The organism is Corynebacterium faecium, assembly GCF_027257105.1.
GTDB lineage: Bacteria > Actinomycetota > Actinomycetes > Mycobacteriales > Mycobacteriaceae > Corynebacterium > Corynebacterium lehmanniae.
The window spans coordinates 185,496-211,322 of the sequence record NZ_JAPYJX010000001.1 but is presented as its reverse complement, the minus strand read 5'-3'; the positions used below and the strand labels follow the sequence as shown (position 1 = coordinate 211,322).

Genomic DNA, 25,827 nt, shown 5'->3' with positions numbered 1-25,827 from the left:
ACCGAAGGTTCGTCGATAAGCAAAAACGCCCCGAAATCGGGGCGTTTTTCGTATTCCGGGCTACTTGGCGGAAGCCGCGGCGACCTTCATGCCGCCGGCGGTGCCGCGCAGGATGGCGGAGCGCTCGGATTCGCTCATGCCGCCCCAGATGCCGTACGGCTCAGCCACACGCAGCGCGTGCTCGCGGCACTGGGAGAGCACCGGGCACTCGAAGCAGATGGCCTTCGCGCGGTTTTCGCGCTGCGTGCGCGCCCGGCCGCGCTCCCCGTCGGGGTGGTAGAAGATTTCGGAGGCCTCCCCCCGGCACTTGCTGTGTAGCTGCCAATCCCAGAAGTCTGCGTTGGGTCCGGGAAGCTGATGCGGCAAAGACATAATCGGGAGTGCTCCTTTGTGGAAGTACCTCAAACGTGTAACCGGCAACGAGTGTGGACTGCTCTGGTTAACGTTTGGTTTCGTCCCGGTTACAGACTGCTGTCGCGCAGTCGAACCGCGCGAAAATACCCCTGTCTTACTGCGTTAACGCACCTGGTTACGGGCAGGTGAATTCCTGGCAAAAGCTCGGTAGCGCAAACAAAATGGCAAGTGCGTCTATTATGTACGGGTTACGCGAGTCCGGAGCAGGCTGACAGATAAAGGGAGGAGATGCGCGTGGCTGCAAGCGATGAAGACGCAGAACTCGCTGGCTTGGTCCCCGCCGCTGCGCAGGGCGACCGGCGGGCGCTGCAGCGCATCATCTCCATCATCCACCCGCGCGTGCTGCGCTACGCCAGGGCGCGCATCGGGGGAGGGCGGATGCCTACCCCCGAAGATGTGGCCCAGGAGATCTGCCTCGCGGTGGCGACGAGCATTGACCGCTACAACGACACCGGGCGGCCGTTCATGGCGTTCGTGTACGGAATCGCGTTTAACAAGGTCGCAGACGCGCACCGTGCGATGGCGCGCGACAAGCTGAGCCCGGTGGAAGAGGTGCCCGACACCGAAATGGCGACAATCACACCGGAGGACGCCGCGATGGTGTCGTCGGGGAGTAACGCTGTGCGGGTTTTGCTCGATTCATTAAACGAGAAGGCCCGCGACATCGTTATTCTGCGAGTGTTTGTGGGGCTGTCCGCGGAGGAGACGGCTGAAGTCATGGGCAGCACACCAGGTGCAGTGCGTGTTGCCCAGCACCGTGCGCTGTCCAAACTGCGGAAGCAACTGGACGGAGGGCAGGCGGAGTTATGACACGGCAGGACGATCATTTTGAGGAGTTCGCGAACAGCGACGCGTTCATTGAGGCGCTCATGCTTGGCGACGATCCTTCGGCAGGCAACGACCCCCTCGCCGCCGCCCTGCTGAAGCTGAAGGGCGATGTCGACCGGCCGATGCCGCCGGCGCCACAGCTGTACGTGGAGGATTCCCAGTCCGTCGGCAACGTCGCCTCGCTGGACGAGAAGCGCGCCGAGAAGGCGAAGCGCCGCGTCAGCCCGTGGCTGTCCGGCTTGATCGGCGCCGCCGCGGCGACCGTGGTGTGCGTCGGCACCGGCGCCGCCCTGTTCGAAGACGGCGCGCAAGGCGAAGACACCACGATGGTGGAGCTGGCCACCACCCTCGACGAGCTTGAGGCGGCCAACGAAAGCGGCGATGCCGCTGCCGCCCGCGACCTGCTGGAGCAGGCGCGCGGCCTGGTGGCCACGATGAAGGAGCGCGAGCGGCGCGCGGCCAAGGACGGCGCGGCCGCGACGGTGACAGAGACGGTCACGGAGGCGACCACGGTGCCGGCGGAGGACACCTCCACCGAGCAGCCGACTCCGGAGCAGGCCCCGGCTGTCCAGGCGCCGCCGGCGCAGCAGCAGCCGCCGCAGTCCTCGCAGGATCCGGCGCAGCGCGGGCCGGGTGCAGGCAATGGCTCAGGCTCCGGTGCGGGCGCCCGCCAGCCCTCGCAGTCCACCCAGCCGACGCCGTCGAGCACGCAGCCGAGCGCGACTTCCGGCATCACGGCGCCGACGCAGGGCACAACCGGTGGGTCCTCGGCGGAGGGCACCGCCTCGGAACAGGAGCACCCGTCGCTGCGGGTCAACGACCCGGCGACGATGGTGAATCCGCCCGCTGAGTTCGGCGCGGGCAACAGTGTCTCCGGCGGCGCAGAGGGCGGCCCGATCGTCCACCCGCCGGTGGGCAGCAGCTCCTAGCGCCCCTCTAAGCCGTCCAGGTAGCCCATGGCGTAATCCCAGGGCACGTAGGCCTCGATGTTGGGGTTCGCGCTCGGCTCATGCACCGGGGGCAGCTGGTTGTTCAGCGAGGCGATCATGTTTTGCTCCATGATCTCCCAGTCGTAGTAGTGGACTTGGTCGCAGTCCTCGCAGAGGAACGACACCCCGAGGATTCCGCGGGGTTTCAGCATGCGCTTCGCGTCGCGCACATGCGAGAGATCCTGAATGACTGCGACGCGTTCGGCGGGCGACAGCGGCTCGGCGTGCTCTTCGTCCTCGATGAAGGATGCCGGGTCGTTGGGGTCGTCCGCGAACGGGTCCAATGGCATCATGTCGTCGTAGTTCACCCGTCTAACCCTATACGGTGTGGCAAACCGGCTCGATCCCCCGCTCGCAGGAGCGCTGAACTGGGTGGCACGGTCGGGGTTTGCGGGGCGTTATATCATGGCGAAAAACATCCGCGCGGGAGAGGAGACTAAGCGATGGCGAACGAGCGTGTGTGGACTGGTGGGGACGATCCGGACAAGGTTGCGCTTCGCGGCCTGACCTTCGACGATGTGCTGCTGCTGCCGGCGGAATCCCACATCGTCCCGTCCGAGGTGAGCACCGCCTCCCAGTTCACCAAGAACATCCGGTTGGGCATGCCGATCGCCTCCGCCGCGATGGACACGGTCACCGAGTCCCGCATGGCGATCGCGATGGCACGCCAGGGCGGCATCGGCGTGATTCACCGCAACCTGAGCGCCCAGGACCAGGCGGAGCACGTCGACATTGTGAAGCGCTCCGAGTCCGGCATGGTGTCCAACCCGTTAACCGCAACCCCGGACATGACGCTTGAGGACGTGGACGCGCTCTGCGCCCGCTTCCGCATCTCCGGCCTGCCGGTGGTTGACGACGGCGGCCGCCTTGTCGGCATCATCACCAACCGCGACATGCGCTTCGAGGCTGACTTCAAGCGCAAGGTCGCCGAGGTCATGACCCCGATGCCGCTCGTGGTCGCACCGGAGGGCGTCGATAAGCAAGAAGCGCTCGCGCTGCTGTCCGCGAACAAGGTGGAGAAGCTGCCGATCGTGGCTGCCGACGGCACCCTGGCCGGCCTGATCACCGTGAAGGACTTTGTGAAAAGCGAGCAGTACCCGAACGCGTCCAAGGACGCGGACGGCCGCCTGCTCGTCGCCGCTGGCGTGGGCACCGGCGAGGACGCCTTCGACCGCGCCGGCCTGCTGGTGGAAGCCGGCGTGGACGCGCTCGTGGTGGACTCCGCGCACGCGCACAACAACCGCGTGCTGGAGATGGTCTCGCGCGTGAAGAAGGAATTCGGCGACCGCGTCGACGTCGTCGGCGGCAACCTGGCCACCCGCAGCGCGGCGAAGGCCATGATCGACGCGGGCGCAGACGCGATCAAGGTGGGCATCGGCCCGGGCTCCATTTGCACCACCCGCGTGGTGGCCGGTGTGGGCGCGCCGCAGATCACCTCGATCCTCGAGGCGTCCGTCCCGGCGAAGGCCGCAGGCGTGCCGATCATCGCCGACGGCGGCATGCAGTTCTCCGGTGACGTAGCGAAGGCGCTGGCTGCAGGTGCGTCGACAGTCATGCTCGGCTCCATGCTCGCCGGCACCGCAGAGGCCCCGGGCGAAATCGTGGTCGTGGGCGGCAAGCAGTACAAGCGCTACCGCGGCATGGGCTCCATGGGCGCGATGCAGGGCCGCGGCCTGACCGGCGAGAAGCGCTCCTTCTCCAAGGACCGCTACTTCCAGGCGGACGTGACCAGCGAGGACAAGCTGGTGCCGGAGGGCATCGAGGGCCGCGTGCCGTTCCGCGGCGAGCTGGATTCCATCACCCACCAGATCGTCGGCGGCCTGCGCGCCGCCATGGGCTACACCGGCGCGGCCTCCATTGAGGAGCTGCAGACGAAGCAGTTCGTCCAGATCACTGCCGCCGGCCTGCGCGAGTCGCACCCGCACGACATCACGCAGACCGTCGAAGCGCCGAATTACCGCCAGTAGGGGAGAGACATGCGCGACTACGTGGAAATCGGCCTCGGCCGCGAGGCCCGCAGGGCGTACGACTTGGGCGACCTTTCGATCGTGCCGAAGCGCCGCACCCGCTCCTCAAAGGACGTGGACACGAGCTGGCACATCGACGCCTACGCCTTCGACATCCCGCTCGTTTCCCACCCGACGGACGCGTTGGCCAGCCCCGAGTTCATCATCGAGATGGGCAAGCAGGGCGGCCTCGGCGTGATCGACGCCGAAGGGCTGTGGGGCCGCCACGCCGACTTTGAGGCCGCGGTGAAGAAGGTCGTGGAATCCTGCGAGGACGCCTGGGGCATCGACTCGGAGGAGAAGTACCAGGAGTACCTCGACTCCGGCGAGCGCTCCGTGCGCACGCTGCAGGAACTGCACGCCGCCGAGCTCGACCGCGACCTGCTCACCGAGCGCATCGCCCAGGTGCGCGACTCCGGCGTGACTGTTGCAGTGCGCGTGAGCCCGCAGAACGCGCGCGAGCTCGCGCCGGTGGTCATCGCCGCGGGTGCGGAGATCCTGTTCATCCAGGGGTCCATCGTCTCTGCCGAGCACGTGCAGCAGGGCGGCGAGCCGCTGAACCTGAAGGAGTTCGTCGGCTCGCTCGACGTGCCGGTGATCGCGGGCGGGGTGTTCGACTACTCCACAGCAACCCACCTGATGCGCTCCGGTGTGGCCGGTGTGATTGTGGGCTCCGGTTCTTCCAGCACCGTGGTGAAGGTCCCGGCGGCGACAGCGATCGCAGATGTGGCGGCCGCCCGCCGCGACTACCTGGACGAGACCGGCGGACGCTATGTGCATGTGCTCGCGGACGTGCCCATCTGGGACGCTGAAAGCATCGCCCTCGCCATCGCGTGCGGCGCGGACGCGGTCATGCTCGGCCGGACTCTGGAACAAGCATCAGAGGCTGCGGCGAACGGCGTGTACTGGGAGGCACAGGCCGCCCACCCCCGCTTCCCCCGCGGCGATGTGAGCAAGGATCCGATTGCCAGCACCTCCACCGCGCTGGAGACGGTGCTCTTCGGGCCGTCGAGCGATCCGTATGGCGGTCTCAACATCGTCGGAGGTCTGAAGAGAATCATGGCAAAGTGTGGTTATACTGATGTGAAAGCTTTTCAGAAAGCCGATCTGGCAATCCGTAGTTGAGAAATTGGATGAGTACGCCCATGTCTAGCCGTGTAACCATTCTTCGCGACGCACCAGAGGGTGCCTCGCACGAAGTCGATGTCAACGACATCTTCTTCTCGGTCACCGACGCGAAGGGTGTGATGACGCATGTCAACGACGTGTTCATCAAGTACGCCCAGTACGACGCGGACGAGATGATCGGCAAGCCGCACAACCTCATCCGCAACGATGAGATGCCGGGCGGCGCCTTCAAGCTCATGTGGGACACTATCGAGGACGGCCGCCCCTTCGCCGCATACGTGCGCAACAGCGCCAAGAGCGGTTCGGCGTACGACGTGCTCGCCACCGTGACCCCGCTGCCCAACGGCGGCTACCTGTCTGTGCGTACCCGTCCGATGACGGAGCGCTTCGAAGCGGCAGGCAAGCTGTACCAGGAGGCGAACCTGGTCGAGCACGAGGCCGAGGCCAACGGTGTGGGCCGCCGCGAGCGCGCCGTCAAGGGCGCGGAGAAGATCGGCGAGCTGCTGCCGGACTACGACGCGTTCATCCGCGCCGCCCTGCCTGCCGAGGTGCAGGCGCTCGAGGATGCCGGATTCACCCTGCCGGAAGGCTCTGGCGACGTCTACGACGCGGCCCGCGCGCTGTACGGCGAGCTGGACCAGTTCATGAACGTCCAGACCGCCATCCAGGACGCCGCCGACGAGCTGCGCAAGGCGTCCGCCACCCTGGTGGAGGAAAACGCCGTCACCAACAACGTGAAGGCGGAGATGGAAAACGTGGTCACCGAGGGCGCTTCGCGCACCCTGCTGCTCGCACCGCTGCAGGTGTGGGCGACCATGCGTGGCATCATCGACGAAAACGCCGCCACGCTGGAAGAGGTGGCCGAGGAGCTCTACGCCAAGACCGCGAACGCGCGCATGGCGATCGCCCTGGCCCGTCTGCACACCGCGCAGACCGCGCAGTTCTCCACCGAGGCCGGCGCGGATGAGTCCATGCGTTTGCTTGTGGACGCGCTCGAGGTCGACGTGCGCGAGATGGACGACGCGGTGTTCCTGCACTCGTCCTTCCGCCGCCGCGTGGAGCTGAAGGTCAACTCCATTTCCGAGCTGACCAAGATCCCGCTGGAGATGATCCGCCGCTGGTCCCAGAACACCAACGAGTCCACCATGGGCGCCGAAGTGATGCCGCTGGTGGAGCAGGTCAACAAGGCTATGGAGGCAGCGGATAATTCCATCGCCCAGCTGCAGCAGGCTTCCGAGAAGCTCGCGCAGGCGCCGTCCACCGACGAGGTGCGCGCCGCCCTGGAGCGCCTCAGCTCGGCTGTTCAGTAACGCTTTTCGCGCGGCTTTCCTTTGTCCTCGACCACGCCGGCGCGGGGGCACGCAAGGTCATGCTGGTCATTCTGGGGTCTTCCATGGCGGCGCACAAGCAGTTGGGTCTCGCGCGGGATCGACTACGATCTAGGCCTGTGAATACTCCGCAAGCCCGCCCAGTCCTTGTCCTCGATTTCGGCGCGCAGTACGCGCAGCTGATCGCCCGCCGTGTGCGCGAGGCGAACGTGTTCTCCGAGGTGGTTCCCTCCACCATCACCGCCGCAGAAGTCCGCGAGAAAAACCCGCAGGCCCTGATCCTCTCCGGCGGCCCGTCGTCGGTCTACGAAGAGGGCGCGCCGCAGCTCGACCAAGAGATCTTCGAGCTGGACCTGCCGATCTTCGGCATCTGCTATGGATTCCAGATCATGACCCGCGCGCTCGGCGGCGAGGTGGCCGAGACCGGTGCGCGCGAGTACGGCCGCACGCAGATGCGTGTCGACGGCGGCGTGCTCCACGCAGGCCTCGAGTTCGAGCACGCCGTGTGGATGTCCCACGGTGACTCCGTGACGCAGGCGCCGGAAGGCTTCGAGGTCACCGCCTCCACCCCGGGCGCGCCCGTCGCGGCATTCGAGGACGCCTCCCGCAAGCTCGCCGGCGTGCAGTACCACCCGGAGGTCATGCACTCCCCGCACGGCCAGGAGGTGCTCACCCGCTTCCTCACCGAGATTGCCGGCCTGGAGCAGAACTGGACCGCCTCCAACATCGCCGAGCAGCTCATCGCGGACGTGCGCGAACAGGTCGGCGAGGGCCGTGCGATCTGCGCCCTGTCCGGCGGCGTGGACTCCGCCGTCGCGGGGGCACTCGTGCAGCGCGCCATCGGCGACCGGCTGACCTGCGTGTTCGTGGACCACGGCCTGCTGCGCCAGGGTGAGCGCGAGCAGGTGGAGACCGACTTCGTGGCCGCCACCGGCGCGAAGCTGGTCACCGTGGACGAGCGCAAGGCGTTTTTGGACAAGCTCGCCGGCGTGACCGAGCCGGAGGCGAAGCGCAAGGCCATCGGCGCGGAGTTCATACGCTCCTTCGAGCGCGCCGTAGCCGGCGTGCTGGAGGGCCAGCAGGTGGACTACCTGGTCCAGGGCACCCTGTACCCGGACGTGGTGGAGTCCGGCGGCGGCACCGGCACCGCCAACATCAAGAGCCACCACAACGTCGGCGGCCTGCCGGACGATGTGGAGTTCGAGCTCGTCGAGCCGCTGCGCCTGCTGTTCAAGGACGAGGTCCGCGCCGTCGGCCGCGAGCTTGGCCTTCCCGAGGAGATTGTGAACCGCCAGCCGTTCCCGGGCCCGGGCCTGGGCATCCGCATCATCGGCGAGGTCACCGAGGAGCGCCTGGAGACGCTACGCGCCGCCGACGCCATCGCCCGCGAGGAGCTGACCAAGGCCGGTATGGACGATGAGATCTGGCAGTGCCCGGTCGTGCTGCTCGCGGACGTGCGCTCCGTGGGCGTGCAGGGAGACGGCCGCACCTACGGCCACCCGATCGTGCTGCGCCCGGTCGCCTCCGAGGACGCGATGACCGCGGACTGGGTGCGCATCCCGTACGAGACCCTGGAGGTCATCTCCACCCGCATCACCAACGAGGTCGCCGACATCAACCGCGTGGTGCTGGACGTCACGTCCAAGCCGCCGGCCACCATCGAGTGGGAGTAAGTCCCGGACTCACTCCTCGTAGTACGCGGACACGGACCCGATACGCTCTGTCACGTTGATCGTGAGTAGCGCGCTGTCCTTGTCCGCGTTTTGCGTTTCTTCGGGGCAGGCGGTCTCGCCGATGGTGACTTGACAGTTCACGTCGACGGGGACGTTGTTGGGCAGGATCACTTCCACCTTGCCGATGGTGTTGCTGACTTCGACGGTTTTCGGCTCGCGCAGCGGCTCGAGCTCGGAGAGGTCAAGGTAGGTCTCGCCGACGAAGCCGTTGACGCCCGGTTGGTCTGGCAGGGTGTCGACGTCGTACACGGTGATGTGCGCGCTGCCGAAGCGCCCGTAGTCGCCGTCGCGAACGTCGCTGTAAAACGCAAGCGCCACGAGAGAGGCCGCTGAGAGACCCAAGGCGACCGGGATCCAGAACCAGTTGCGTTTTTTGGACTGCTGCGGCGCCGGTTCGCTCGGCTCCGGCAGGTGCCACAGCTCCGGCGCCGCGCCGAGCGGGTCCCAGGCGGGCGGGCGCTGGCCGGGGTGTTCGTGTCCTTCGGGCACCGTCAGGTGAGAGGTGTCCACAGCGGGGCGGTTGCTTGTCCGTGCCTCCTCCGGCTCGCCCACCAGCAACCCAGCCGGCGGCTCGGGCTGGCGCTGGTGCAGGAAGTACCAGCCGGCGGCGAAGAGGATGAACGTGACCAGCACCGCCCGCAGATCGCCTGCGACGGAAATGGACGGTAAAAACAGGAACAGCCCGAGCAGCAGCCACCAGCCGGTGTCGCGATCCTTCATCTCCGCTGCGGTCAGCTGCTCTTTCGGAGTGATGATCGCGGCCCACGGGCTGCGGGTCAGCCCGAAGCGGGGCATGTTGATCCAGCACAGCAGGTAGAGGAAGATGCCGCCGCCGAACGCGAGCGAGAGCGCGACGAAAACTACGCGGACAAACGTGGGGTCGATGTGGAAGCGGGCGCCGATGCCTTCGCAGACGCCGCCGATGACGGCCTTGCCGCCCTGGTTCTCCGGGATGCGGGGCGGGCGGGTCTCCCACATCTGCGTGAGTGTGTTGTTCTCCATGGCTCTATCCTCCCGCGGGAGCGCGGGCCGCGGTATCGGGAACGACCCTGATTTTTCGTTTCAGGGTTTTCCCCGATGTGCCCGAAGGCGTGCCCGTGCAACGATGGGGGTTATGTCTGCGTTGTATCCCCGGCTGACCCGGAACAGCTCCCGCCGCGTTGTGGCCGGCGTGGCCTCCGGTGTGGCCGACCACCTGGGGGTGGAGGACAAATGGGTGCGCCTGTTCTTCGTCGCGGCCAGCTTCGCGGGCGGGTTCGGCGCGCTGCTCTACGCCGGTTTGTGGATGTTTACGCCGCTGGACGACAGTGGGGCGCAGCGCCAGCGCCCGGGGACGATGGATCTCGCGCTGGTGGTGCTCGGGTTCGCAGGGGCGCTTATTGCGCTGCAGCTGTCCTCGGGCGCGGGCGCCACGGTGGTGTTCGTGCTCGGCGTGCTCATCGTCGGCGCGGTGATTGCGCTGCAGGCCTACGACCGCGGTACGGGGTCGTGGGGCAACATCGCCGCGCTGACCTTGGGTGCGCTGCTGGTCATGGCCGGGGTGCTGGCAGTGGCGTTTGTGGGCGAAAGCGCCGGGGTTGGCGGCGTGGTGGTCTCTGTGCTGGTCACGGTCGTGGGCGTGGCGGTGCTGGTTGTGCCGCTGATAGCCAAGCTGGCCAATTCGCTCGTCGCGGAGCGGGAGGCGAAGGCGGTGGCGGACCAGCGCGCGGAGATTGCCTCGCGGCTGCACGATTCGGTGCTGCAGACCCTCGCGCTGATTCAGAAGCAGGCAGGCGATGCGGATGAGGTCGCCCGCCTCGCGCGCGCCCAGGAGCGCGAGCTGCGGGCCTGGCTTTTCGACGACTCCGTGCCCAACCACACCACCACCTTTGCCGCCCTGCAGAAAGCGGCCGGCGAGGTGGAGGACGCCTTCCGCGTGGTCATCCAACCGGTCACGGTGGGCGAGGATGTCGCCTTCGACGAGCGCACCGAAGCGGTCGTGCTGGCCGCGAGGGAGGCAATGGTCAACGCCGCCAAGCACGCCGGTGTGGACACCATCGACGTTTACGCGGAGCATCTCGCGGGCAGGCTCGAGGTGTTTGTGCGCGACCGCGGTTCCGGCTTCGACCCGGACGCCGTCCCGGCCGATCGGCACGGTTTGCGCGACTCCATTGTGGGCCGCGTTCGGCGGGTTGGGGGAGAGGTGCACGTGGTGTCGTCGATAGGCAATGGCTCAGAGGTAGAGATAGCGTTAGAGCTATGACGAGCGTGTTCTTGGTGGACGATCACTCCGTGTTCCGTGCCGGGGTCAAGGCTGAGCTGGCGGACGCGGTTGACATCGTTGGTGAGGCCGGCACGGTCGCTGAGGCGGTGCGTGGGATCGAGCGCACGCGCCCGGACGTGGTGCTTTTAGACGTGCACATGCCCGACGGCGGCGGACTGGCCGTGCTCAAGCGGGCGCCGGGCCCGGCGTACCTGGCGCTGAGTGTTTCCGATGCCGCCGAGGACGTCATCGCCTTGATCCGTGCTGGCGCGCGTGGGTACGTAACCAAGAACATCGCAGGCGCCGAGCTTGCTGAGGCGATCGAGCGGGTGCGCGACGGGGACGCGTATTTCTCGCCGCGGCTGGCCGGGTTCGTGCTCGACGCCTTCGCCTCGGGGCCGGTGGTGGAAGAGGACGACCCGGCGGTGGATTCGCTGACCCGCCGTGAACTCGAGGTGCTGCGGCTGCTCGCGCGCGGCTACACGTACAAGGAGATCGCCGAGCGGTTGTTCATCTCTGTGAAGACGGTGGAGACGCACGCGTCGAACATTTTGCGCAAGACGCAGACCTCCAACCGCCACCAGCTCACCAGGTGGGCGGTGGCGCGGGACTTAGGCTAGAGCACGCCCGCCTGGGTGAGCAGCGAACGTGCCGTCTTGTCGGTCTCCTGCAGCATCAGCGGGTCGGTGCCGGGCATGGGGGAGATGGTGGTGTCCGCCCACTGCTTGCCGGTGGGGATGCCCACGATGTGCAGGCGCGGATCCAGCTCGCCGTCGGGGTGGACGGTGCGGCGGGTGCCATCGTCGGTCTCCGGGGAGGCGGTTTCCACACCACCCGGTGCGAACGGGCGCACGCGGCTGGCCTCGCGCAGCGACGCGGTGAGCGCATCGGGGGAGGTGCGGATGTCGGGGCCGGGCAGGAAGGCGTCGGCAAGCGCGGCGGCGCGCACCGTGCGACCGTGGCTAACCGCTGCGTACTCGCCGTCGGCGACCTCCACCACGGGGGTGGGGCCTAAGAAGGTGACCAGGCCGGCGTCGAAAAGCGCGAGCAGCTCGCGGGTGCGGAACAGCGGCGGGCCGGAGCCGACCATCTGGCCGAACGCCATGTACTGCGACAGTGCCGCCTCGCGCGGGCCGCGGCCGTTCTGGGTGGCGATCGCGCTGGGCTTGCGGCCCGCGGAGATCGCCCACAGGCCGGCCTTAAGCGGGGAGTCCCAGGCGGACACGGCCTCGGCGATGTCCACCTCCATGCCCTCGGCGACGCGGCGGTTCAGCTCCTCCAGGTCAAGCTCCTCGGTTCCGGCGAGCGGGTCCACCCACGCGGCCATGTCGAACGGTGCGGTGCTCATCCCGTCGAGCGCCTCGGTCAGCGCGTTCGCGACCGGCAGGATGTCGTCCGCAGAGGCAACCGCTGCGAGGTCGGCGGCGTCGATGGCCGCCAAGATCTCCTCGAGCGGCACGCTGAGCGCTTCGGGACGCACACGGGCAAGCACGCGGTAGTACTCGGCGTAGGCGTCGCGGGCCAGCGCCGGCCACAGATCAAGGCCGAAGGAGACCGGCGCCTCGGAGGCGTCGATGGCCGCGCGCAGGCGCGACAGGTCAGCCTTCGGCGGCAGGGAGTGGTACTCGGACTTGGGCAGGTAGGGGTAGCCGCGCCCGGAGGTGACCACGAAGTGCGGCTCCTTGCCGGTGGCCTCGTAGCGCAGGCCGGAGCGGGCTGCAGGATCCTCGACGAAGCGGCTGCCCCGGTTGATGGTGGCCAGCGCCATGAGATCGAAAAAGCCCATTCCCATGCCGCGCACCACAACGCACTCTCCGGCCGGAAGCAGCGAAACGTCCTGCTCCACCGGGTTGCCCGGCGGGATGTAGGTCAGGCCCGAGTCGGCGAACGCCTGCTGCGCGGGTGTGGGGGCGGGCAGCACCCAGCCGGAGGCGAGGACGGTGGCGTCGGCGTGCACGATCGCGCCGTCGGCAAGCTCGATGGCGTCCTGCGAACCCTCGGCCGCAAGCGACACCGCGCGGGAGTGGTGCTCGACCACCTCGACCGAATCCGGCAGCTGCGCGAGCGCGACCTTCCAGGCCCAGCGCAGGTACTCGCCGTAGAGTGCGCGCGAGGGGTTGGACTCGGGGCGGGTGGCGCGCAGCTCCTCGTTGTAGTGCTCGGGGAGGGAGGCACCGGAGGCGTCGATAAGCGGGTGGCTTTTCTCGCCGCGAAGTGCCTGGATCCACTCGTACATGGTGGGGCCTTCGAGCACGGGGGCGGAGACGGTCGCGCCGGGTTCGGTGAACAGGGTGACCGCGCCGGCAAGGGTGTTCATGCACAGCGTACGGGTCTGGTCGGTGTCCCAGATGCGGCCGGCGCCGAGTTGGGCGTCGTCGATGATGTGCAGGGTGAGCGCCTCGCTGCGGTCGCCCAGGTAGGCGGCGATGCGTTCGGTGATGGAGATGCCGCGGGGTCCTGCTCCGACGATTGCGATGGATGCTGCCACGGTGAAAAACCTCCACGATTTCTGTGAACCAATGATCGTATGTAGACTGCCTAGTCTATTGCGAAAGAACCGGATTGTCTAACAGTGGTAATGTGCACTGCGCAACCGAAGAAAGAGGACGATAACGTGCCTAAAACAAAGGTAGCCGCGACGCTTGCGCTCGGCGCGGCAGCCAGCCTGCTCGCCGGGTGCGCGGCGGCGGCAGGCGGCGACGACGGTGACGTGCTCACCTACCTGGAGTCCAACTGGTTTAACAGCCTGTACCCGCCGGCCGCCGGGTTCTACCCCAACGGCGGCGTGGTCAACCAGCTGACGGACCGGCTGCTCTACCAGGACCCGGAGACGCTGGAGCTTGAGCCGTGGATTGCCACGGACCTGCCGGAGATCAATGAGGACGCCACGGTGTTCACGTTCGACATCCGCACCGACGTGACCTACTCCGACGGCACGCCCATGACCGCGCAGAACATCGTGGACAACTTCGACCTGTTCGGCCTGGGCGACAAGGACCGTCTGCTCAACGTCTCGGAGCAAATCTCCAACTACGAGCGCGGCGAGGTTGTCGACGAAGACACGGTGCGCTTTTACTTCTCCGCGCCCTCGCCGGGCTTCGCGCAGGCGACGTCCACCTACAACGCGGGGCTGTTGGCTGATTCCTCGCTGAAGCTGCGCAACGAGGACTTCGGCCCCGGCAACGCGGAAAACGTCATCGGTTCCGGCCCGTTCGTGGTGGACAGCGAGACCCTGGGCACCGACCTGGTGCTCAAGACCCGCGAGGACTACGACTGGGCGCCGCCGTCGCTTGAGCACCAGGGGCGCGCGCGTATCGACGGCATCCACTACACCCTGGCCGCGGAAGAGGCCATGCGCTCCGGCGCGCTGCTGTCCGGCCAGGCCGACGTCGCGCGCACGGTCTCCCCGCCGGTGGAGCGCCACCTGAAGGACCAGGGCGTGCAGGTGGTCGCCGCCACCGCCAACGGCATGAACAACCAGCTGGCGCTGCGTTTCAACCACCCGCTTTTGCAGGACATCCGCGTGCGCCAGGCGATCATCCACGGGGTCAACCGCGAGGAGATCATCCGCATCCTGCTGTCGGATTCCTACCCGCTGGCTACCTCGTCCATGACGTCGAAGGCCCTGGGCTATGCGGAGCAGCCGGGCGCGTACACCTTCGACCCGGATCAATCGCGCAAGCTTCTCGACGACGCCGGCTGGACCCCCGGGCCGGACGGCATCCGTGAGAAGGACGGTCAACGCTTGAGCTTGTGGGTCAACCACGCCCTGCCGCAGCCGCGCTCGAAAGAGATCGTCACGATGATCCAGTCCGACCTGCGCGAGCTGGGCATCGAACTGAACATGGTCGCCGGCGACCGCGCAACGCAAAACGCGGCGCAAAAAGACATCAACCGCGTCCAGCTCATGCACACCATGGTGGGCCGCGCGGACTACGACGTGATCGAGTCCTTCCTGTCCGTGGACCGCCGCGATTCGCTTCTGAACAACGCCGGTGACGGCGAACCCATCGACACCGAGCTGCAGGCACTTCTGGACAAGGTGGTCTCCACCCCGGACGACGCCGGCCGCGCCGCCGCCTCCAAGGCGGTGCAGGACCACCTGACCGAAAACGCCTACACCCTGCCGCTGTTTGAGGAGCCGCAGGTGTACGCGGTTGCCCCGCACGTGAAGGGCTTCGGCACCGAGGCGGTGGCGCGCCCGAGCTTCTACTCGGTGTACTTCGACCGCGAGGAGGACAAGTAGATGGGCAAGTACGTACTCAAGCGCATCGGCCAGGCGCTCATCGTGCTCCTTTTGGCCTACACCCTGGCGTTTTTCCTGCTGTCCGCGCTGCCTTCCGACGGCGTGGCCGCCCGCTACGCGGACCCGGCCCTGGGCCTGTCCCAGGCGGAAATCGAGCAGATCCGCGAGCAGATGGGCGTGGACAAGCCGCTGATCCAGCAGTACTTCGCCACCCTGGGCGGGCTGTTCACCGGCGATCTGGGCTACTCGGTGGCATCCGGCACGCCCGTGTTCGACTTGATCACGGACGCCGCGCCGCACACGTTCGCGCTTGCCGCGACGTCCGTGGGCTTAGCCATCGTGGTGGCGCTGGCCACCGCGTACGTGGCCACCCTGCCCGGCGCAGGTGCGCTGCGCAGCGCCGTGCGCGCCCTGCCGTCGTTCATGGTGTCCCTGCCAGGCTTCTGGATCGCCATTTTGCTGCTGCAGTTCTTCTCCTTCCGCCTGGGCTGGGTCAACGTGGTTGACCCGACCCCGCTGGAGGGGCTGATCCTGCCCACGCTCACCCTCGCTGTGCCGATGGCCGCGCCGCTGATGCAGGTGCTGATCCGCTCCATCGACGAGGTCCGCGCCCAGCCGTTCGTGCAGGTCGTGCGCGCCCGCGGCGCGAGCGAGGCCCGCATCTTCTGGCGCGACGTGCTGCGCAACTCGCTTCTGCCCGCGATCACTATGGCCGGCCTGCTGTTCGGCGAGCTGGTCGGCGGCGCCGTGGTCACCGAGACCGTCTTCGGCCGCGCCGGGCTGGGCTCGCTGACCGTGAACGCCGTGTCCAGCCGCGACATGCCGGTGCTGCTGGGCGTGGTGCTCATCGCCGCAACCGCGTACGTGGTGATCAACCTGATCGTGGACCTGCTCTACCCGGTGTTGGACGTGCGCCTGCGCGACCAGGCCGCGGCGCAGACCGCCGCACACACCCCGGCGGCCCCTGAGGAGCAGACCGCCGCACACACCCCGGCTACGACCGCAAAGGAGGCCGTCCGATGAGCACGACCAACCTGGTGCACAACCAGCGCGCGCCACAGAAGGACCACCGCGCGCCGCGCAAGGCCCGCAGGCACCGCCGCTGGAGCTCGCCGGCGACCATCCTGTCGCTGATCGTGCTGGCCATCGCCGCGCTGTGGGCGATCGTGCCGGGCATCTTCGCGCCGCACGACCCGTACAACGGCGTTGACGTGGCACTGCTCGCCCCTAACGGCGAGTACATCTTCGGCACCGACGCGGTGGGCCGCGACCTGTTCTCGCGCGTGGTGTACGGCGCGCGCCAGTCGCTGCTGGGTGCGGTGATCGCCGTGGCCGTCGGCCTGGTGCTGGGCACCCTGATCGGCCTGATCGCCGGCACGCAGCGCGGCTGGGTGGACACGGTGCTGATGCGCCTGGTGGATGTGCTGCTGGCCATCCCCGGCATCCTGCTGTCGCTGTCCATCATCATTGTCACCGGCTTCGGCTCGCTGCAGGCTGCGTTCGCCGTCGGCATGACGTCGGTGGCCACGTTCGCGCGTCTGGCGCGCTCGCAGGTGATTCAGATTGCGGGCGCGGACTTCGTCGAGGCCGCCTACGGCTCCGGCGCCACCCAGGCCCAGGTGCTGTTCCGCCACGTGCTGCCGAACTCCCTGACCCCGGTGTTGGCACTGGCCGCGCTGCAGTTCGGCACCGCCATCTTGCAGCTGTCCATCCTGGGCTTTTTGGGCTACGGCGCGCCGCCGCCGACCCCGGAGTGGGGCCTGCTCATCGCGGAAGGCCGCGACTTCATGGCAACCGCCTGGTGGCTGATCCTGCTGCCCGGCCTGGCCATCGTGGCCACTGTGATGTCCGCCAACCACCTGTCTCAGGTGATCCAACAGGAAGGTGATGTGAAGTGACCACGCCTCTGCTTGAAGTCAGCGGCCTGACCGTCGCGTACGGCGACGCGGACCCGGTGGTGCGCGACATATCGTTTTCCGTCGAGGCCGGGAACATGACCGCCATCGTGGGCGAGTCCGGCTCTGGCAAGACCACCTCCGCCATGGCGGCGCTGGACCTGCTGGGACCTTCCGGCAACGTGCTTTCCGGCAGCATCCGCTTCAAGGGCCAGGAGCTGTCCGGCCTGACCAACGCCGAGTGGCGCAGGTTGCGCGGCACGAGGATCGGGCTGGTGCCGCAGGACCCGAATAACTCGCTCAACCCGTTGAAGACCATCGGCGCCTCGGTGGAGGACGGTCTGGAAATTCATGGGGTCGGTGATGGGGCGGAGCGCCGTCGCAAAGCAATTGCCCTGCTGGAACGCGTGGGCATCGACGACCCGGAGCGCCGCTACAACCAATACCCGCACGAGCTGTCCGGCGGCATGAAGCAACGCGTGCTCATCGCTGCCGCCGTGGCGCTCGAGCCCGAGGTGCTGATTGCGGACGAGCCGACGTCCGCGCTCGACGTGACGGTGCAGAAGACCATCCTGGACCTGTTGGATGAAATGCGCGCTGAGCTGGGCCTTGGCGTCGTCTTCATCACCCACGACCTCGCCGTTGCGGGCGACCGGGCGGACGACGTGGTGATCATGGAGCGCGGCCGCGTGGTCGAGCACGGGCCGGTGAGCCAGGTGCTGACTAGCCCGCAGCAGGACTACTCGAAGCGCCTGCTGGCCAACGTGCCGTCGCTTGCGGTCGCAGATGCCTATCGACGTCCTCCGGTCACCCCCGAGACCCTCCTTTCTGTCAGCGGGCTGACCAAGCGCTACGGCGACTTCACCGCGGTCGAGGACATTTCCTTCGAGGTGGCGCGCGGCTCCACCCATGCCCTGGTCGGCGGCTCCGGCTCCGGCAAGACCACCACCGGGCGCGCGATTGCCATGTTCAACCAGCCCACCGCGGGAAGCATCACCCTAGACGGCACGGAGCTGACGGGGCTCACACCGAAGCAGCAGCGGGCCCTTCGCGGGCGGGTGCAGATGGTGTACCAAAACCCGTACTCCTCGCTGGACCCGAAGATGCGGGTCGGCGAGATCGTCGCCGAGCCGCTGCGCAACCTCGCCGGAGCCTCGAAGCGTGAGGCGCTGAAACGTGCCGACGAGTTCCTGGCGCGCGTGGCGCTGGACCCGAAGCAGTTTGCCTCCCGCACCCCGGCGCAGCTGTCCGGCGGGCAACGCCAGCGCGTGGCCATCGCCCGTGCGCTCATCGTGGAGCCGGAGCTGGTGGTGCTGGACGAGGCCGTCTCCGCCCTCGATGTGACCGTGCAGGCCCAAATCCTGGAGCTTCTGGAGGACCTGCAGCGCGAGCTCGGCCTGACGTACGTGTTCATTTCCCACGACCTGGCGGTGGTGCGCCAGATTTCGGATACCGTGAGTGTATTCAGCCGCGGCCGCCAGGTGGAATACGGGGCGACCAACGACGTGTTTGCACACCCGCAGCACGAGGTCACCCGCGAGCTCATCAACGCCATCCCCGGCACCGTGTTCCGCGCCCGACAGTTAGGAGAGTTTGTTGTCTAACCGCACCGACATTATTGACGCCCTCGCCGAGACCCCGGCCGAGCTGGCCGAGCTGCGCCGCCGCCGTCCCGAGGCCGTGGACAACGCCCAGCGCAGCTTCGAGGCGCTGTTCGAGCCCACCGACGACGCGCTGATTCAGGCGCTGCCGGTTGCCACCCGCTACGCCGTCGCCGCGTTCATCGCCGGTGTTTCCGGCGCGAAGCGCGCCGCGGCGTTCTACACCGACCTGCTTGCGGACGAGGACGAGTCGCTCGTCGCCGAGGTCGACGACGCCGTGCGCGCAGGTGTGTCCGCCGGCCCCTACGCCGGCGGCGACTTCGTGACCTTCGGCGAGGGGGCTTTGGCCGCCGCGTTCGACTTCGCCCACCTGCTCACCTTCCACCCGAAGGACGCATCCCCGGCGGCGATCGGGCACCTGCAGGAAGCGGGCTACAACGAAAACGCAATTGTCTCGCTCGGCCAGCTCATCGCCTTTGTGGCGTTCCAGTTGCGTGTCGTGCACGGTGTGCGTGTGCTGGCGGGTGGCGGCGGGGTGCCGGAGGGCGTCGAGAAGCGAGCCGGCGTTGCGGATCCCGGTTGGGCGCCCGCCGCCGCCACCCTGCAGCCCGAGGTGGTTGCGCCCGAGACGTTTGTGGCGCACCCGCTGGGCTGGAAGCCGTGGGTGGCGCCGCTGGAAAAGGGCGAGCTGACCGACGCGCACGTCGACGCCCTGATCAAGCCCGAGCGCGCCGACATGGAGTACTTCCGCCTGCTCGCGCGCGACCCGCAGGCGCTCAAGGCCCGCACGCTGACGGACCTGGACATCTTTTACAACACCGAAGGCGGGCTGGGCCGCGCCGAGCGCGAACTCGCCGCCACCGTGGCCTCGCGCCTCAACGGCTGCGAGTACTGCGCCTCGGTGCACCAGGGTCGTTCCAAAGAGGAAGGCGGCGACGCGGAGGCCATTGACACGCTTCTCGACGAAGGCGTCACCGCCGACCTGAACTCTGAGCTGTGGAACGCCATCCGCGATGCCGCAGTGGCGCTGACCCGCACCCCCTACGAGTTCGGCGCGCCACACGTGGAGGCGCTGCGGGCCGCGGGCCTGGACGACCTGGCGGTGCTGGACGTGGTGAACTCATCCGCGTTCTTCAACTGGGCGAACCGCCTGATGCTCACGCTCGGCGAGCCGGACGTGCCGAAGCGCTACCGCTAGCTGGTTTTGCTGGCTAGCGCCAGACCAGGTCGTCGTTGCTGTTGGGGCCTGCCGGCGGTTCCGGCTGGCGCGCGTAGGTGAAGAACCAGACGAAGAAGAACGCGGCGAAGCTGATCAGGGTGCCGCGCAGGTCTCCCGCTTCACCGGCCGCGGGCAGGAACACAATCAGGCCGATAAGTAGCCACCACCCGGGCTTGCGTTCCTCGATCTCGTGCGGGGTGAGCTCGCTTTTCGGCGTGATGATCGCCTTGGCCGGGGTGATGTTCATGCCCACGCGCGGCATGAACATCCAGCACAGCAGGTAGGCGAAGATGCCGCCGCCGAAGACCAGGCTGAGGATGACAAACGCGATGCGCACGGCCACCGGGTCGACTTTGTAGCGCTCGCCGAAACCGGCACAAACACCGGCGATGACGGCGCGTCCGCCCTCGTCCTTCGGGATGCGGTGCGGGCGCGTGTCCCACATGTGTTGAAGCGAGTTTGAAGATCCTTGAGCCATGCGCGCCATTATCCGTGCGTTTGCCGGACTTCGCAGCCGGGGTTTCGGTGTGGCGGGGCGGGGGCGGGGCTGTCTTGCTGTTTGCTGGCTGCGCCGTGCTGCCGACAGACCCCAAGTGGCAAAGCCCGAGTATGCGCCGATTCCGGCCTTAATAGGGCTTTGCTACTAGGGGTCTGTGCGAAGGGGTGCTCCTGCGGTAGCTCGAAAGCTACTAGAAAGCTACTCGAAAGGGAATGTTTCTAGGTTGAGCTGCGAAAACTCGTCTACTAGAAAGCCTTTCGAGTGGCTCTACGCGTACGCGAGGCGCCGCGACCCGTCCACATGCGGGTACAGCACCCACGCCGCCGCGGCCGCCAGCACACCCGCAACCCACGCGCCCACCGCGGGCCAACCGGCCAGCGGCGCGAGCATGAGCAGCAGCCACCACAGCATCAGGGGGAGCACCATGCCTATCGACGGCACCCTGGCCACGTTCTTCTCCTCCGCAAACGTGCGGAGCTGTTTGCGGTAGGGGTGCAGCAGCGTGACGGCGACGGCGGCAACGACGCACAGGATCGCCACGGCTGCTTTTACCCCCAGCGGCGCCTGCGAGACCATCACGCCGACGGACCCGCCCACGCCGACAGAGCCCAGCGCCTGTACGACGGTTGGGGTGGGGATCGGCGTGACGCGGTTGCGGACCTCTGCTGCGCTGATCGGGATCATGCTGGGCAGCTTAACCGGTCAGCTTCGCGGAGCGACTATTTGCTTGCGCAGGACAATATATACGCAAGTATGTTCGACCAGGGACGTTGCCCGTGTCGGTGCCAGGGTGCATACTATCTGGCGTGAGTGGAACACCTATTCGAGCTGCGTCGGCAGCGGCGGCAAACCTGGCGGTTGTGGATGAACCGCCAGGTCAGCAGTCGCGCGCCGACCAGATCGCCGAGCTGCGTGCCCGTATGGCCGCTATCGGCGGGGAGGTTCCGCAGCAGGTCGTCGAGGATGCGGAGACCCTGATGGTGGCGGGCGAGCTTTCGCTCGTGCTGCCGAACGGGGGCCTGCCGCGCCGGGCGGTCACGCACGTCAGCGACACCCCGGCGCTGATCGTGGAGCTCATCGGCCAGGTGGTGCAGGCCGGCGGGCGCGTGGGCGTGGTGGGGTGGCCGGAGCTGTCCTACGCCGGCATCGGTACAGGCGACGACGCAGACGCGATGGAGCGGGTGGTGGCGGTGCCGGACGCGGGCCTCGACGACTTGAGCGTCGCGGGCGTGCTCGCCGAGGGCCTCGACCTGGTGGTGCTGCGCACCCGCAGCCCGTTCCAGCTCACCCCGGTTCGCGCACGCCCGCTGTTGGCCAGGATCCGCAAAGGCCAGGCCGCGCTGGTGTGCGTGAACGTGGAGGTGCCCTCGCCGGCGCTGACCGTCACGGGCCAGCTCGCGCAGTTCCACGGCATCGGGCGGGGCGTAGGCCGCATCACCGGCATCGACTTCGACGTCCGCGCGCAGGCCAAGGGCTACCGTCCGGCGAGTGCGCGGGTGACGTTGGGCACCGGAGGCGTCGAGAAGCGAAGGCTCCGGGCCGTCACATGAGGGCCGCGGCGCTGTGGTTCCCGGACTGGCCGGTGCAGGCCGCGCGGCTGGAATCGGGCGATGAGCTGGCAGAACCGATCGCGATCGCGGCGCATCACCGGATAAAGGTGTGCTCGCACGCCGCGCGCCAGCTGGGCATCCGCCGCGGGATGCGGGTGCGCAACGCTCAGGCGGTCGCGCCCGAACTGACGGTGATAGAGGACAACCCGGACCGCGACGGGCGCATGTTCGCCTCGCTGGCCGCCAGCTTCGACGAGGTCGCCGCCAGCGTGGAGGTCTTACGCCCCGGGCTCGTGGTGGTGGATGTGGACGCCGCGGGCCGCTTCCACGGAGCCGAGGACAAAGCGCTCGAGATGCTTATCGACGCTGCCTCGCGCCGCGGCATCGACACCCAGGCAGGCGCTGCCGACGAGATCGCCACCGCGCTCATCGCCGCGCGCGTTTCCCAGGTGGTCCCGCCGGGAGGGTCGGCCGCGTTTTTGGCCGCGCAGCCGCTGGGCGTGCTGGTGGCGGAAGAGTCGCTCGCTGCAGACATGGACACCGTCAAAGCGCTCGGTCAGCTGGGCATTACCACCCTCGGGGAGCTGGCGAAACTGCCGCCGAACGCGGTGACCACCCGCTTCGGCACCAAAGGCATGCGCATCCACCGCATCGCCTCCGCCGCGCCGGACCGTCGCGTCGCCCCGGAGCTGCCCGTGGAGGACCTCGCAGTGGCGATCACGCCCGAGGACCCGATCGAGCGCGTCGACGCCGCCGCGTTCGCCGCCCGCACCCTGGCCGCCAGCCTGCACGAACGGCTTAAAGACACCGGCCGCAACTGCCTGCGCCTGAAAGTTGTCGCCGAGCTCCACGACGGCACCCGCGTCGAGCGCGTCTGGCGCACCCGCGAACCACTCACCGAAGCCGCCACTGCGGACCGCGTGCGCTGGCAACTCGACGGCTGGCTGACCAACGGCGGCTCCGGCGCGATCACCAGCCTCACCCTCGAGCCGCTCGAATTCGCCGCACCGGAACCAGTGGGGGAGCTGTGGTCCGACGGCGCGTCCACCGACACCGCGCGCCGGGTGGTCGAGCGCGTCCAGTCCCAACTCGGCATCGACGCCGTACTCCAACCGCGCCTTGTCGGCGGGCGCGGAGTGGCCGAGCGCGTGGCGATGGTGCCGTTCGGGGAGGAACCGGGGGACGTCGATAGGCAATCGTGGCCCGGGGCGATCCCTCAACCCCTGCCCGCGCGCCTCGGCGGCGGCATCGACCACCCGGCTTCGCGCATCATGCTTATCGACGCCTCCGGTGCCCCCGTCATCGTCACCGCCGAAGTCCTGCTGAATGCCGAACCGTACGGACTGGCCTGGGGCGAGAAGCGCTACATCGTCACCGGATGGGCGGGCCCGTGGCCCGTAGACGCGGACTGGTGGACGCAAACCGAACTGCCCGCAGGCCGCGTCGCACGCATGCAGGTCGTGGGCCGCGAAGGCGGGGAAGGAGGCGCCGTGACCGGCTGGCTTTTGGTGTGGAGCCGGCGCAGCTGGCGCGTGGAAGCGGTGTACTAGCTACTTCTGCACGATGTCCACGACAACGCGCGTGGGATCCTTGAGCACCTGCACGGAGTACGGCAGTTCGGAGCGCAGGCCCACCACGACCTGGCTGCGGCCCTCGTACGTGCCGGCGCTGATCACGTCGATGACGTTGCCGGTGTCGCCCGCCATGGTGACGGGGACGTTGTTGTCCTTGCCCAGCTCAAAGGGGTAGACGGTGCCGTCGACGTTGATGTTGAGGAAGGAGTTGCCCGCCACCTGCAGTGGCTGGCCCACCGTCTCCTGCATCGGGGTGGAGGTGTAGTCCACGAACCAGCCCGGGTCGCCGTCGCCCTCCAGGTCCACCACCACGCGGTCGAAGCCCTCGTGCGCGCCGACACGCACGCCGACCACGACCAGGCGCGACGGCACCGAGGGGCGCTGCGTCTTCGGCGCCGGGTCGGCCGTGCCCAGCGGCTGCGCCTGCGTAGTGGGGGAGGAAATGCTGCCCATCAGGGTATTTCCGGCACCGTCGCTGACGGCCCCGCAGGCGCCGCACGCGGCAGCGACCGCCACGCACGCGCCCGCGAACGCCGCGCGGGAAAGACCGGAAATTTTAAACACCCAGTCACCGTAGCCAGCGGACAGGTGAGATCAAAAAGGAAAAGAGCGAAATCGCAAAAGGTTATACAACCGTTATAACTTGGTGTGGTGTCTAAGAGGCTGGATGGTCGGCGCCGGAGGTGAATTTGCCCTGTTGGCTATGGTGGTGACATGCAACAACTGCCCTGCTCTGACGTAGAGGTTGAACCGCTGCCGGGAACCGCCAAGCCCGGCTCGGTGTACGTGCTTTTCGAGTGGCCGGAGGCCTGGCCCCGCGACGTCATGGGCGACGCCGCCCTCGGCGAGGAACTCACCGCCAAGCTCGCCCCCATGCTCGAAGCGCATGACGCGACGCTGCTGCTCATCCGCCACCCAACGCGGGAGGGGCGCAACATCAGCGACCACCACCTCTACCTCGTCTTCGCCGACGAGGCCGTCACCGAGGTCAAGCACGTCGACAGCCCTGACGAGCTGCTGGAGCTGGACTTGTCCGGCCCGGGCCGCAACGGCGCGGAGCGCCGCGAGCGCCCGCTGCTGCTCATTTGCACCCACGCCAAGCGCGACCGCTGCTGCGCGGTAAAGGGCCGCCCCATGGTCAACGAGCTGCACGCGCGCCACCCGTTCGGCCCCGGCAACGACATGGTGTGGGAGACCTCCCACATCAAGGGCCACCGCTTCGCGCCGACAATGCTGCTCATGCCGTGGGCCTACAGCTTCGGCCGCATGAACGTCGAGGCCACCGACGCCATGCTTACCGACGCATCCGAAGGCATCTACTTCGTCCCCGGCAACCGCGGCCGCGGCACCCTCGGCCCCGTCGAGCAGGTCGCCGAACTCGCCGTCGCCGCCGAGGTGCCCGGCGCATGCTACGGCCAGTTCGATGTCGCTGCGTCTGATGACGGCTCCGCCCTAGTCACCGACACCGCGTCCGGCCAGGTGTACGAGGTACAGCTGGAGCAGCGTCCGGTGTCCGGTGTGGTCGACTCGTGCGGGAAGGCGCCGAAGGAGAGTACGGCCTGGGTCGCAGCGTCGGTGACCCTGCGGGGTTAGCTTCCTGCTTCCCGCGCCGCCACAGATCAGGTTTCGGGGGTGTCCTGGGCTGGTGCTGTGGATCGTCTAGCAGCGTCGACACCCTGCTAGACGGTCAGGCCGATACCGACAATGATGTTCAATATCACCTGGGGAAACTTGTCCGCGTTTGTCGGACCGTCTAGCAGTGTTTTCCCGGCTGCTAGACGATCTGTGCGAGGGGCGCTACATGTACTCGCCCAGGACCTCCGACACGGAGCCGATGACGCGGCCCGTGGCGGCGCGCACCTCGGCGGGCGAGTGGTGGAAGCTGTGGGAGGTATCCGCGATGGCGTGCATGGGCAGGTCGTTCCAGGAATCGCCGAACGTGTAGAGCTGGAGGGATTCGCGGGGGAGGCGGAGCTCGTCGAGAAGCTGCAGGATGCCTGAGCCCTTGGAACGGCCCGGGGCCATGAGATCGATGTAGTCCTGGTTCTGCGCGACTGCGACCTCGCCGAGCGCGGACGCCCAGTCGACGACCTCCGCGCGCAGGTCTTCGTCGCTGGGCACCCAGATGGGCACGACGGCGAACCGGTGGGCGGGGATGTCCGCGGGAGTCATCTGCTGGAAATTCGCGGTGAAGGTGTGGGTGACGCCGGTGTTGTTGGCGAACACCCCGTCGACGCTGCCCAGGGTGGTGCCGAAAATGGCCAGGCCGTCGCGGGAACCGAAGGCGTCCAGAGTCGCCTGCAACACGGAGCCTGCGACCTCGTGGCCGAAGATGAGCTGGCGGTTCGCCCCGTCCGTGGCGGAACCGCCATTGGACAGCACCTGGTAGTCGAACCCGAGCCCGCTGCCGCGCATCCCGTACGCCAGCGCAGTGCGGGAGCGGCCGGTGGCAGAAATGGCAAGATGCCCGGCTTTACGCCAGGCATCTATCGCGGCGATGTCCTCCTCGCGGAACCCGTGGGGAGGGTGGTGGAGAGTGCCATCGAAGTCGAACGCCGCAACCTTCATGGCACCC

Annotated in this window: 24 protein-coding genes; 16 read left to right on the top strand and 8 right to left on the bottom strand. The window is 67.8% G+C overall.

Going from position 1 to position 25,827, the window contains the following annotated elements; all coding sequences use genetic code 11:
• Positions 1-60: 60 nt before the first annotated feature.
• Complete coding sequence (locus O5O53_RS01060; RefSeq protein ID WP_070473359.1) at positions 61-372, bottom strand: WhiB family transcriptional regulator; 312 nt, start codon at positions 370-372, stop codon at positions 61-63.
• Between the two features lie 276 nt (positions 373-648).
• On the opposite strand from O5O53_RS01060, the gene O5O53_RS01055 reads away from it, so the two are divergent.
• Both O5O53_RS01055 and O5O53_RS01050 read left to right on the top strand, forming a co-directional pair.
• Positions 649-1,224, top strand: a complete 576-nt coding sequence (locus O5O53_RS01055) for a sigma-70 family RNA polymerase sigma factor (protein WP_239357190.1) — start codon at positions 649-651, stop codon at positions 1,222-1,224.
• Positions 1,221-2,171, top strand: a complete 951-nt coding sequence (locus tag O5O53_RS01050; RefSeq protein WP_269508268.1) for a hypothetical protein — start codon at positions 1,221-1,223, stop codon at positions 2,169-2,171. The genes O5O53_RS01055 and O5O53_RS01050 overlap by 4 nt, the downstream gene beginning before the upstream one ends.
• Here O5O53_RS01050 and O5O53_RS01045 read toward each other — a convergent pair.
• Positions 2,168-2,524 carry a DUF5319 domain-containing protein gene (locus O5O53_RS01045; protein ID WP_181890050.1) on the bottom strand — a complete coding sequence of 119 codons (357 nt, stop codon included), beginning with the start codon at positions 2,522-2,524 and terminating at the stop codon, positions 2,168-2,170. The genes O5O53_RS01050 and O5O53_RS01045 overlap by 4 nt on opposite strands.
• 150 nt (positions 2,525-2,674) lie before the next feature.
• On the opposite strand from O5O53_RS01045, the gene guaB reads away from it, so the two are divergent.
• The 4 genes from guaB (at position 2,675) to guaA (ending at position 8,366) form a co-directional block, all read left to right on the top strand.
• Entirely contained in the window at positions 2,675-4,198 is a 1,524-nt protein-coding gene (guaB, locus tag O5O53_RS01040; protein WP_269508266.1) for an IMP dehydrogenase, read from the top strand.
• 9 nt (positions 4,199-4,207) lie between these two features.
• On the top strand, positions 4,208-5,362 hold the full coding sequence (locus O5O53_RS01035) for a GuaB3 family IMP dehydrogenase-related protein (RefSeq protein WP_269508264.1): 1,155 nt from the start codon (positions 4,208-4,210) through the stop codon (positions 5,360-5,362).
• A 20-nt stretch (positions 5,363-5,382) separates the two neighbouring features.
• Positions 5,383-6,675: a PAS domain-containing protein gene (locus tag O5O53_RS01030; RefSeq protein WP_239307046.1), complete on the top strand. Its 1,293-nt coding sequence runs from the start codon at positions 5,383-5,385 to the stop codon at positions 6,673-6,675.
• 83 nt (positions 6,676-6,758) lie between these two features.
• Complete coding sequence (gene guaA, locus O5O53_RS01025; protein ID WP_496197145.1) at positions 6,759-8,366, top strand: glutamine-hydrolyzing GMP synthase; 1,608 nt, start codon at positions 6,759-6,761, stop codon at positions 8,364-8,366.
• A gap of 9 nt (positions 8,367-8,375) precedes the next feature.
• Here the strand turns inward: guaA and O5O53_RS01020 are convergent, their stop codons facing one another.
• Complete coding sequence (locus tag O5O53_RS01020) at positions 8,376-9,428, bottom strand: PspC domain-containing protein (RefSeq protein ID WP_269508259.1); 1,053 nt, start codon at positions 9,426-9,428, stop codon at positions 8,376-8,378.
• Between the two features lie 112 nt (positions 9,429-9,540).
• Here O5O53_RS01020 and O5O53_RS01015 point away from each other — a divergent pair, with 112 nt between their 5' ends.
• Both O5O53_RS01015 and O5O53_RS01010 read left to right on the top strand, forming a co-directional pair.
• The gene (locus O5O53_RS01015) at positions 9,541-10,668 is read left to right on the top strand and encodes an ATP-binding protein (RefSeq protein ID WP_269508256.1); all 1,128 of its coding nucleotides are present in this window, start codon (positions 9,541-9,543) and stop codon (positions 10,666-10,668) included.
• Positions 10,665-11,288: a LuxR C-terminal-related transcriptional regulator gene (locus O5O53_RS01010; protein ID WP_239307049.1), complete on the top strand. Its 624-nt coding sequence runs from the start codon at positions 10,665-10,667 to the stop codon at positions 11,286-11,288. The genes O5O53_RS01015 and O5O53_RS01010 overlap by 4 nt, the downstream gene beginning before the upstream one ends.
• Here the strand turns inward: O5O53_RS01010 and O5O53_RS01005 are convergent.
• Positions 11,285-13,156, bottom strand: coding sequence for an FAD/NAD(P)-binding protein (locus O5O53_RS01005; protein WP_269508251.1), 1,872 nt, complete (start codon positions 13,154-13,156; stop codon positions 11,285-11,287). The genes O5O53_RS01010 and O5O53_RS01005 overlap by 4 nt on opposite strands.
• A gap of 126 nt (positions 13,157-13,282) precedes the next feature.
• Here O5O53_RS01005 and O5O53_RS01000 point away from each other — a divergent pair, with 126 nt between their 5' ends.
• The 5 genes from O5O53_RS01000 to O5O53_RS00980 are packed head-to-tail and all read left to right on the top strand — an operon-like array spanning position 13,283 to position 19,608.
• Entirely contained in the window at positions 13,283-14,914 is a 1,632-nt protein-coding gene (locus O5O53_RS01000; RefSeq protein WP_269508249.1) for a TIGR04028 family ABC transporter substrate-binding protein, read from the top strand.
• Entirely contained in the window at positions 14,915-15,937 is a 1,023-nt protein-coding gene (locus tag O5O53_RS00995) for an ABC transporter permease (RefSeq protein ID WP_269508248.1), read from the top strand.
• On the top strand, positions 15,934-16,812 hold the full coding sequence (locus O5O53_RS00990) for an ABC transporter permease (RefSeq protein ID WP_269508247.1): 879 nt from the start codon (positions 15,934-15,936) through the stop codon (positions 16,810-16,812). The genes O5O53_RS00995 and O5O53_RS00990 overlap by 4 nt, the downstream gene beginning before the upstream one ends.
• A complete protein-coding gene (locus O5O53_RS00985; RefSeq protein WP_269508245.1) occupies positions 16,809-18,413 on the top strand; it encodes a dipeptide ABC transporter ATP-binding protein in 1,605 nt (534 codons plus the stop codon). Before O5O53_RS00990 ends, O5O53_RS00985 begins: the two co-directional genes overlap by 4 nt.
• A complete protein-coding gene (locus O5O53_RS00980; RefSeq protein WP_269508243.1) occupies positions 18,406-19,608 on the top strand; it encodes an alkylhydroperoxidase domain protein in 1,203 nt (400 codons plus the stop codon). Before O5O53_RS00985 ends, O5O53_RS00980 begins: the two co-directional genes overlap by 8 nt.
• Before the next feature lie 13 nt (positions 19,609-19,621).
• Here O5O53_RS00980 and O5O53_RS00975 read toward each other — a convergent pair whose 3' ends face one another.
• On the bottom strand, positions 19,622-20,107 hold the full coding sequence (locus O5O53_RS00975; protein ID WP_269508242.1) for a PspC domain-containing protein: 486 nt from the start codon (positions 20,105-20,107) through the stop codon (positions 19,622-19,624).
• A gap of 288 nt (positions 20,108-20,395) precedes the next feature.
• On the bottom strand, positions 20,396-20,812 hold the full coding sequence (locus O5O53_RS00970; RefSeq protein ID WP_269508240.1) for a hypothetical protein: 417 nt from the start codon (positions 20,810-20,812) through the stop codon (positions 20,396-20,398).
• 176 nt (positions 20,813-20,988) lie between these two features.
• Here O5O53_RS00970 and imuA' point away from each other — a divergent pair, with 176 nt between their 5' ends.
• Together imuA' and O5O53_RS00960 are read left to right on the top strand one after the other, a co-directional pair.
• Positions 20,989-21,678, top strand: coding sequence for a DnaE2-dependent mutagenesis accessory factor ImuA' (imuA', locus tag O5O53_RS00965; protein WP_269508239.1), 690 nt, complete (start codon positions 20,989-20,991; stop codon positions 21,676-21,678).
• The gene (locus O5O53_RS00960) at positions 21,675-23,228 is read left to right on the top strand and encodes a Y-family DNA polymerase (protein ID WP_269508236.1); all 1,554 of its coding nucleotides are present in this window, start codon (positions 21,675-21,677) and stop codon (positions 23,226-23,228) included. Before imuA' ends, O5O53_RS00960 begins: the two co-directional genes overlap by 4 nt.
• On the opposite strand, the gene O5O53_RS00955 is transcribed toward O5O53_RS00960, so the two are convergent.
• Complete coding sequence (locus O5O53_RS00955; protein ID WP_269508233.1) at positions 23,229-23,816, bottom strand: AMIN-like domain-containing (lipo)protein; 588 nt, start codon at positions 23,814-23,816, stop codon at positions 23,229-23,231.
• Between the two features lie 150 nt (positions 23,817-23,966).
• Between O5O53_RS00955 and O5O53_RS00950 the strand changes: the two genes are divergently transcribed.
• The gene (locus O5O53_RS00950) at positions 23,967-24,845 is read left to right on the top strand and encodes a sucrase ferredoxin (protein WP_269508230.1); all 879 of its coding nucleotides are present in this window, start codon (positions 23,967-23,969) and stop codon (positions 24,843-24,845) included.
• Between the two features lie 204 nt (positions 24,846-25,049).
• On the opposite strand, the gene O5O53_RS00945 is transcribed toward O5O53_RS00950, so the two are convergent.
• Positions 25,050-25,820, bottom strand: a complete 771-nt coding sequence (locus O5O53_RS00945) for an HAD family hydrolase (protein WP_269508228.1) — start codon at positions 25,818-25,820, stop codon at positions 25,050-25,052.
• Positions 25,821-25,827: the final 7 nt, after the last annotated feature.

Excerpts from the sequence above, each read along its gene's own strand:
- O5O53_RS01060 (WP_070473359.1), bottom strand. The coding sequence starts at position 372 with ATGTCTTTGCCGCATCAGCTTCCCGGACCCAACGCAGACTTCTGGGAT.
- O5O53_RS01050 (WP_269508268.1), top strand. The coding sequence starts at position 1,221 with ATGACACGGCAGGACGATCATTTTGAGGAGTTCGCGAACAGCGACGCG.
- O5O53_RS01045 (WP_181890050.1), bottom strand. The coding sequence starts at position 2,524 with ATGATGCCATTGGACCCGTTCGCGGACGACCCCAACGACCCGGCATCC.
- guaB (WP_269508266.1), top strand. The coding sequence starts at position 2,675 with ATGGCGAACGAGCGTGTGTGGACTGGTGGGGACGATCCGGACAAGGTT.
- O5O53_RS01035 (WP_269508264.1), top strand. The coding sequence starts at position 4,208 with ATGCGCGACTACGTGGAAATCGGCCTCGGCCGCGAGGCCCGCAGGGCG.
- O5O53_RS01030 (WP_239307046.1), top strand. The coding sequence starts at position 5,383 with ATGTCTAGCCGTGTAACCATTCTTCGCGACGCACCAGAGGGTGCCTCG.
- guaA (WP_496197145.1), top strand. The coding sequence starts at position 6,759 with ATGGCGGCGCACAAGCAGTTGGGTCTCGCGCGGGATCGACTACGATCT.
- O5O53_RS01020 (WP_269508259.1), bottom strand. The coding sequence starts at position 9,428 with ATGGAGAACAACACACTCACGCAGATGTGGGAGACCCGCCCGCCCCGC.
- O5O53_RS01015 (WP_269508256.1), top strand. The coding sequence starts at position 9,541 with ATGTCTGCGTTGTATCCCCGGCTGACCCGGAACAGCTCCCGCCGCGTT.
- O5O53_RS01010 (WP_239307049.1), top strand. The coding sequence starts at position 10,665 with ATGACGAGCGTGTTCTTGGTGGACGATCACTCCGTGTTCCGTGCCGGG.
- O5O53_RS00995 (WP_269508248.1), top strand. The coding sequence starts at position 14,915 with ATGGGCAAGTACGTACTCAAGCGCATCGGCCAGGCGCTCATCGTGCTC.
- O5O53_RS00990 (WP_269508247.1), top strand. The coding sequence starts at position 15,934 with ATGAGCACGACCAACCTGGTGCACAACCAGCGCGCGCCACAGAAGGAC.
- O5O53_RS00975 (WP_269508242.1), bottom strand. The coding sequence starts at position 20,107 with ATGGCTCAAGGATCTTCAAACTCGCTTCAACACATGTGGGACACGCGC.
- O5O53_RS00970 (WP_269508240.1), bottom strand. The coding sequence starts at position 20,812 with ATGATCCCGATCAGCGCAGCAGAGGTCCGCAACCGCGTCACGCCGATC.
- O5O53_RS00960 (WP_269508236.1), top strand. The coding sequence starts at position 21,675 with ATGAGGGCCGCGGCGCTGTGGTTCCCGGACTGGCCGGTGCAGGCCGCG.
- O5O53_RS00950 (WP_269508230.1), top strand. The coding sequence starts at position 23,967 with ATGCAACAACTGCCCTGCTCTGACGTAGAGGTTGAACCGCTGCCGGGA.
- O5O53_RS00945 (WP_269508228.1), bottom strand. The coding sequence starts at position 25,820 with ATGAAGGTTGCGGCGTTCGACTTCGATGGCACTCTCCACCACCCTCCC.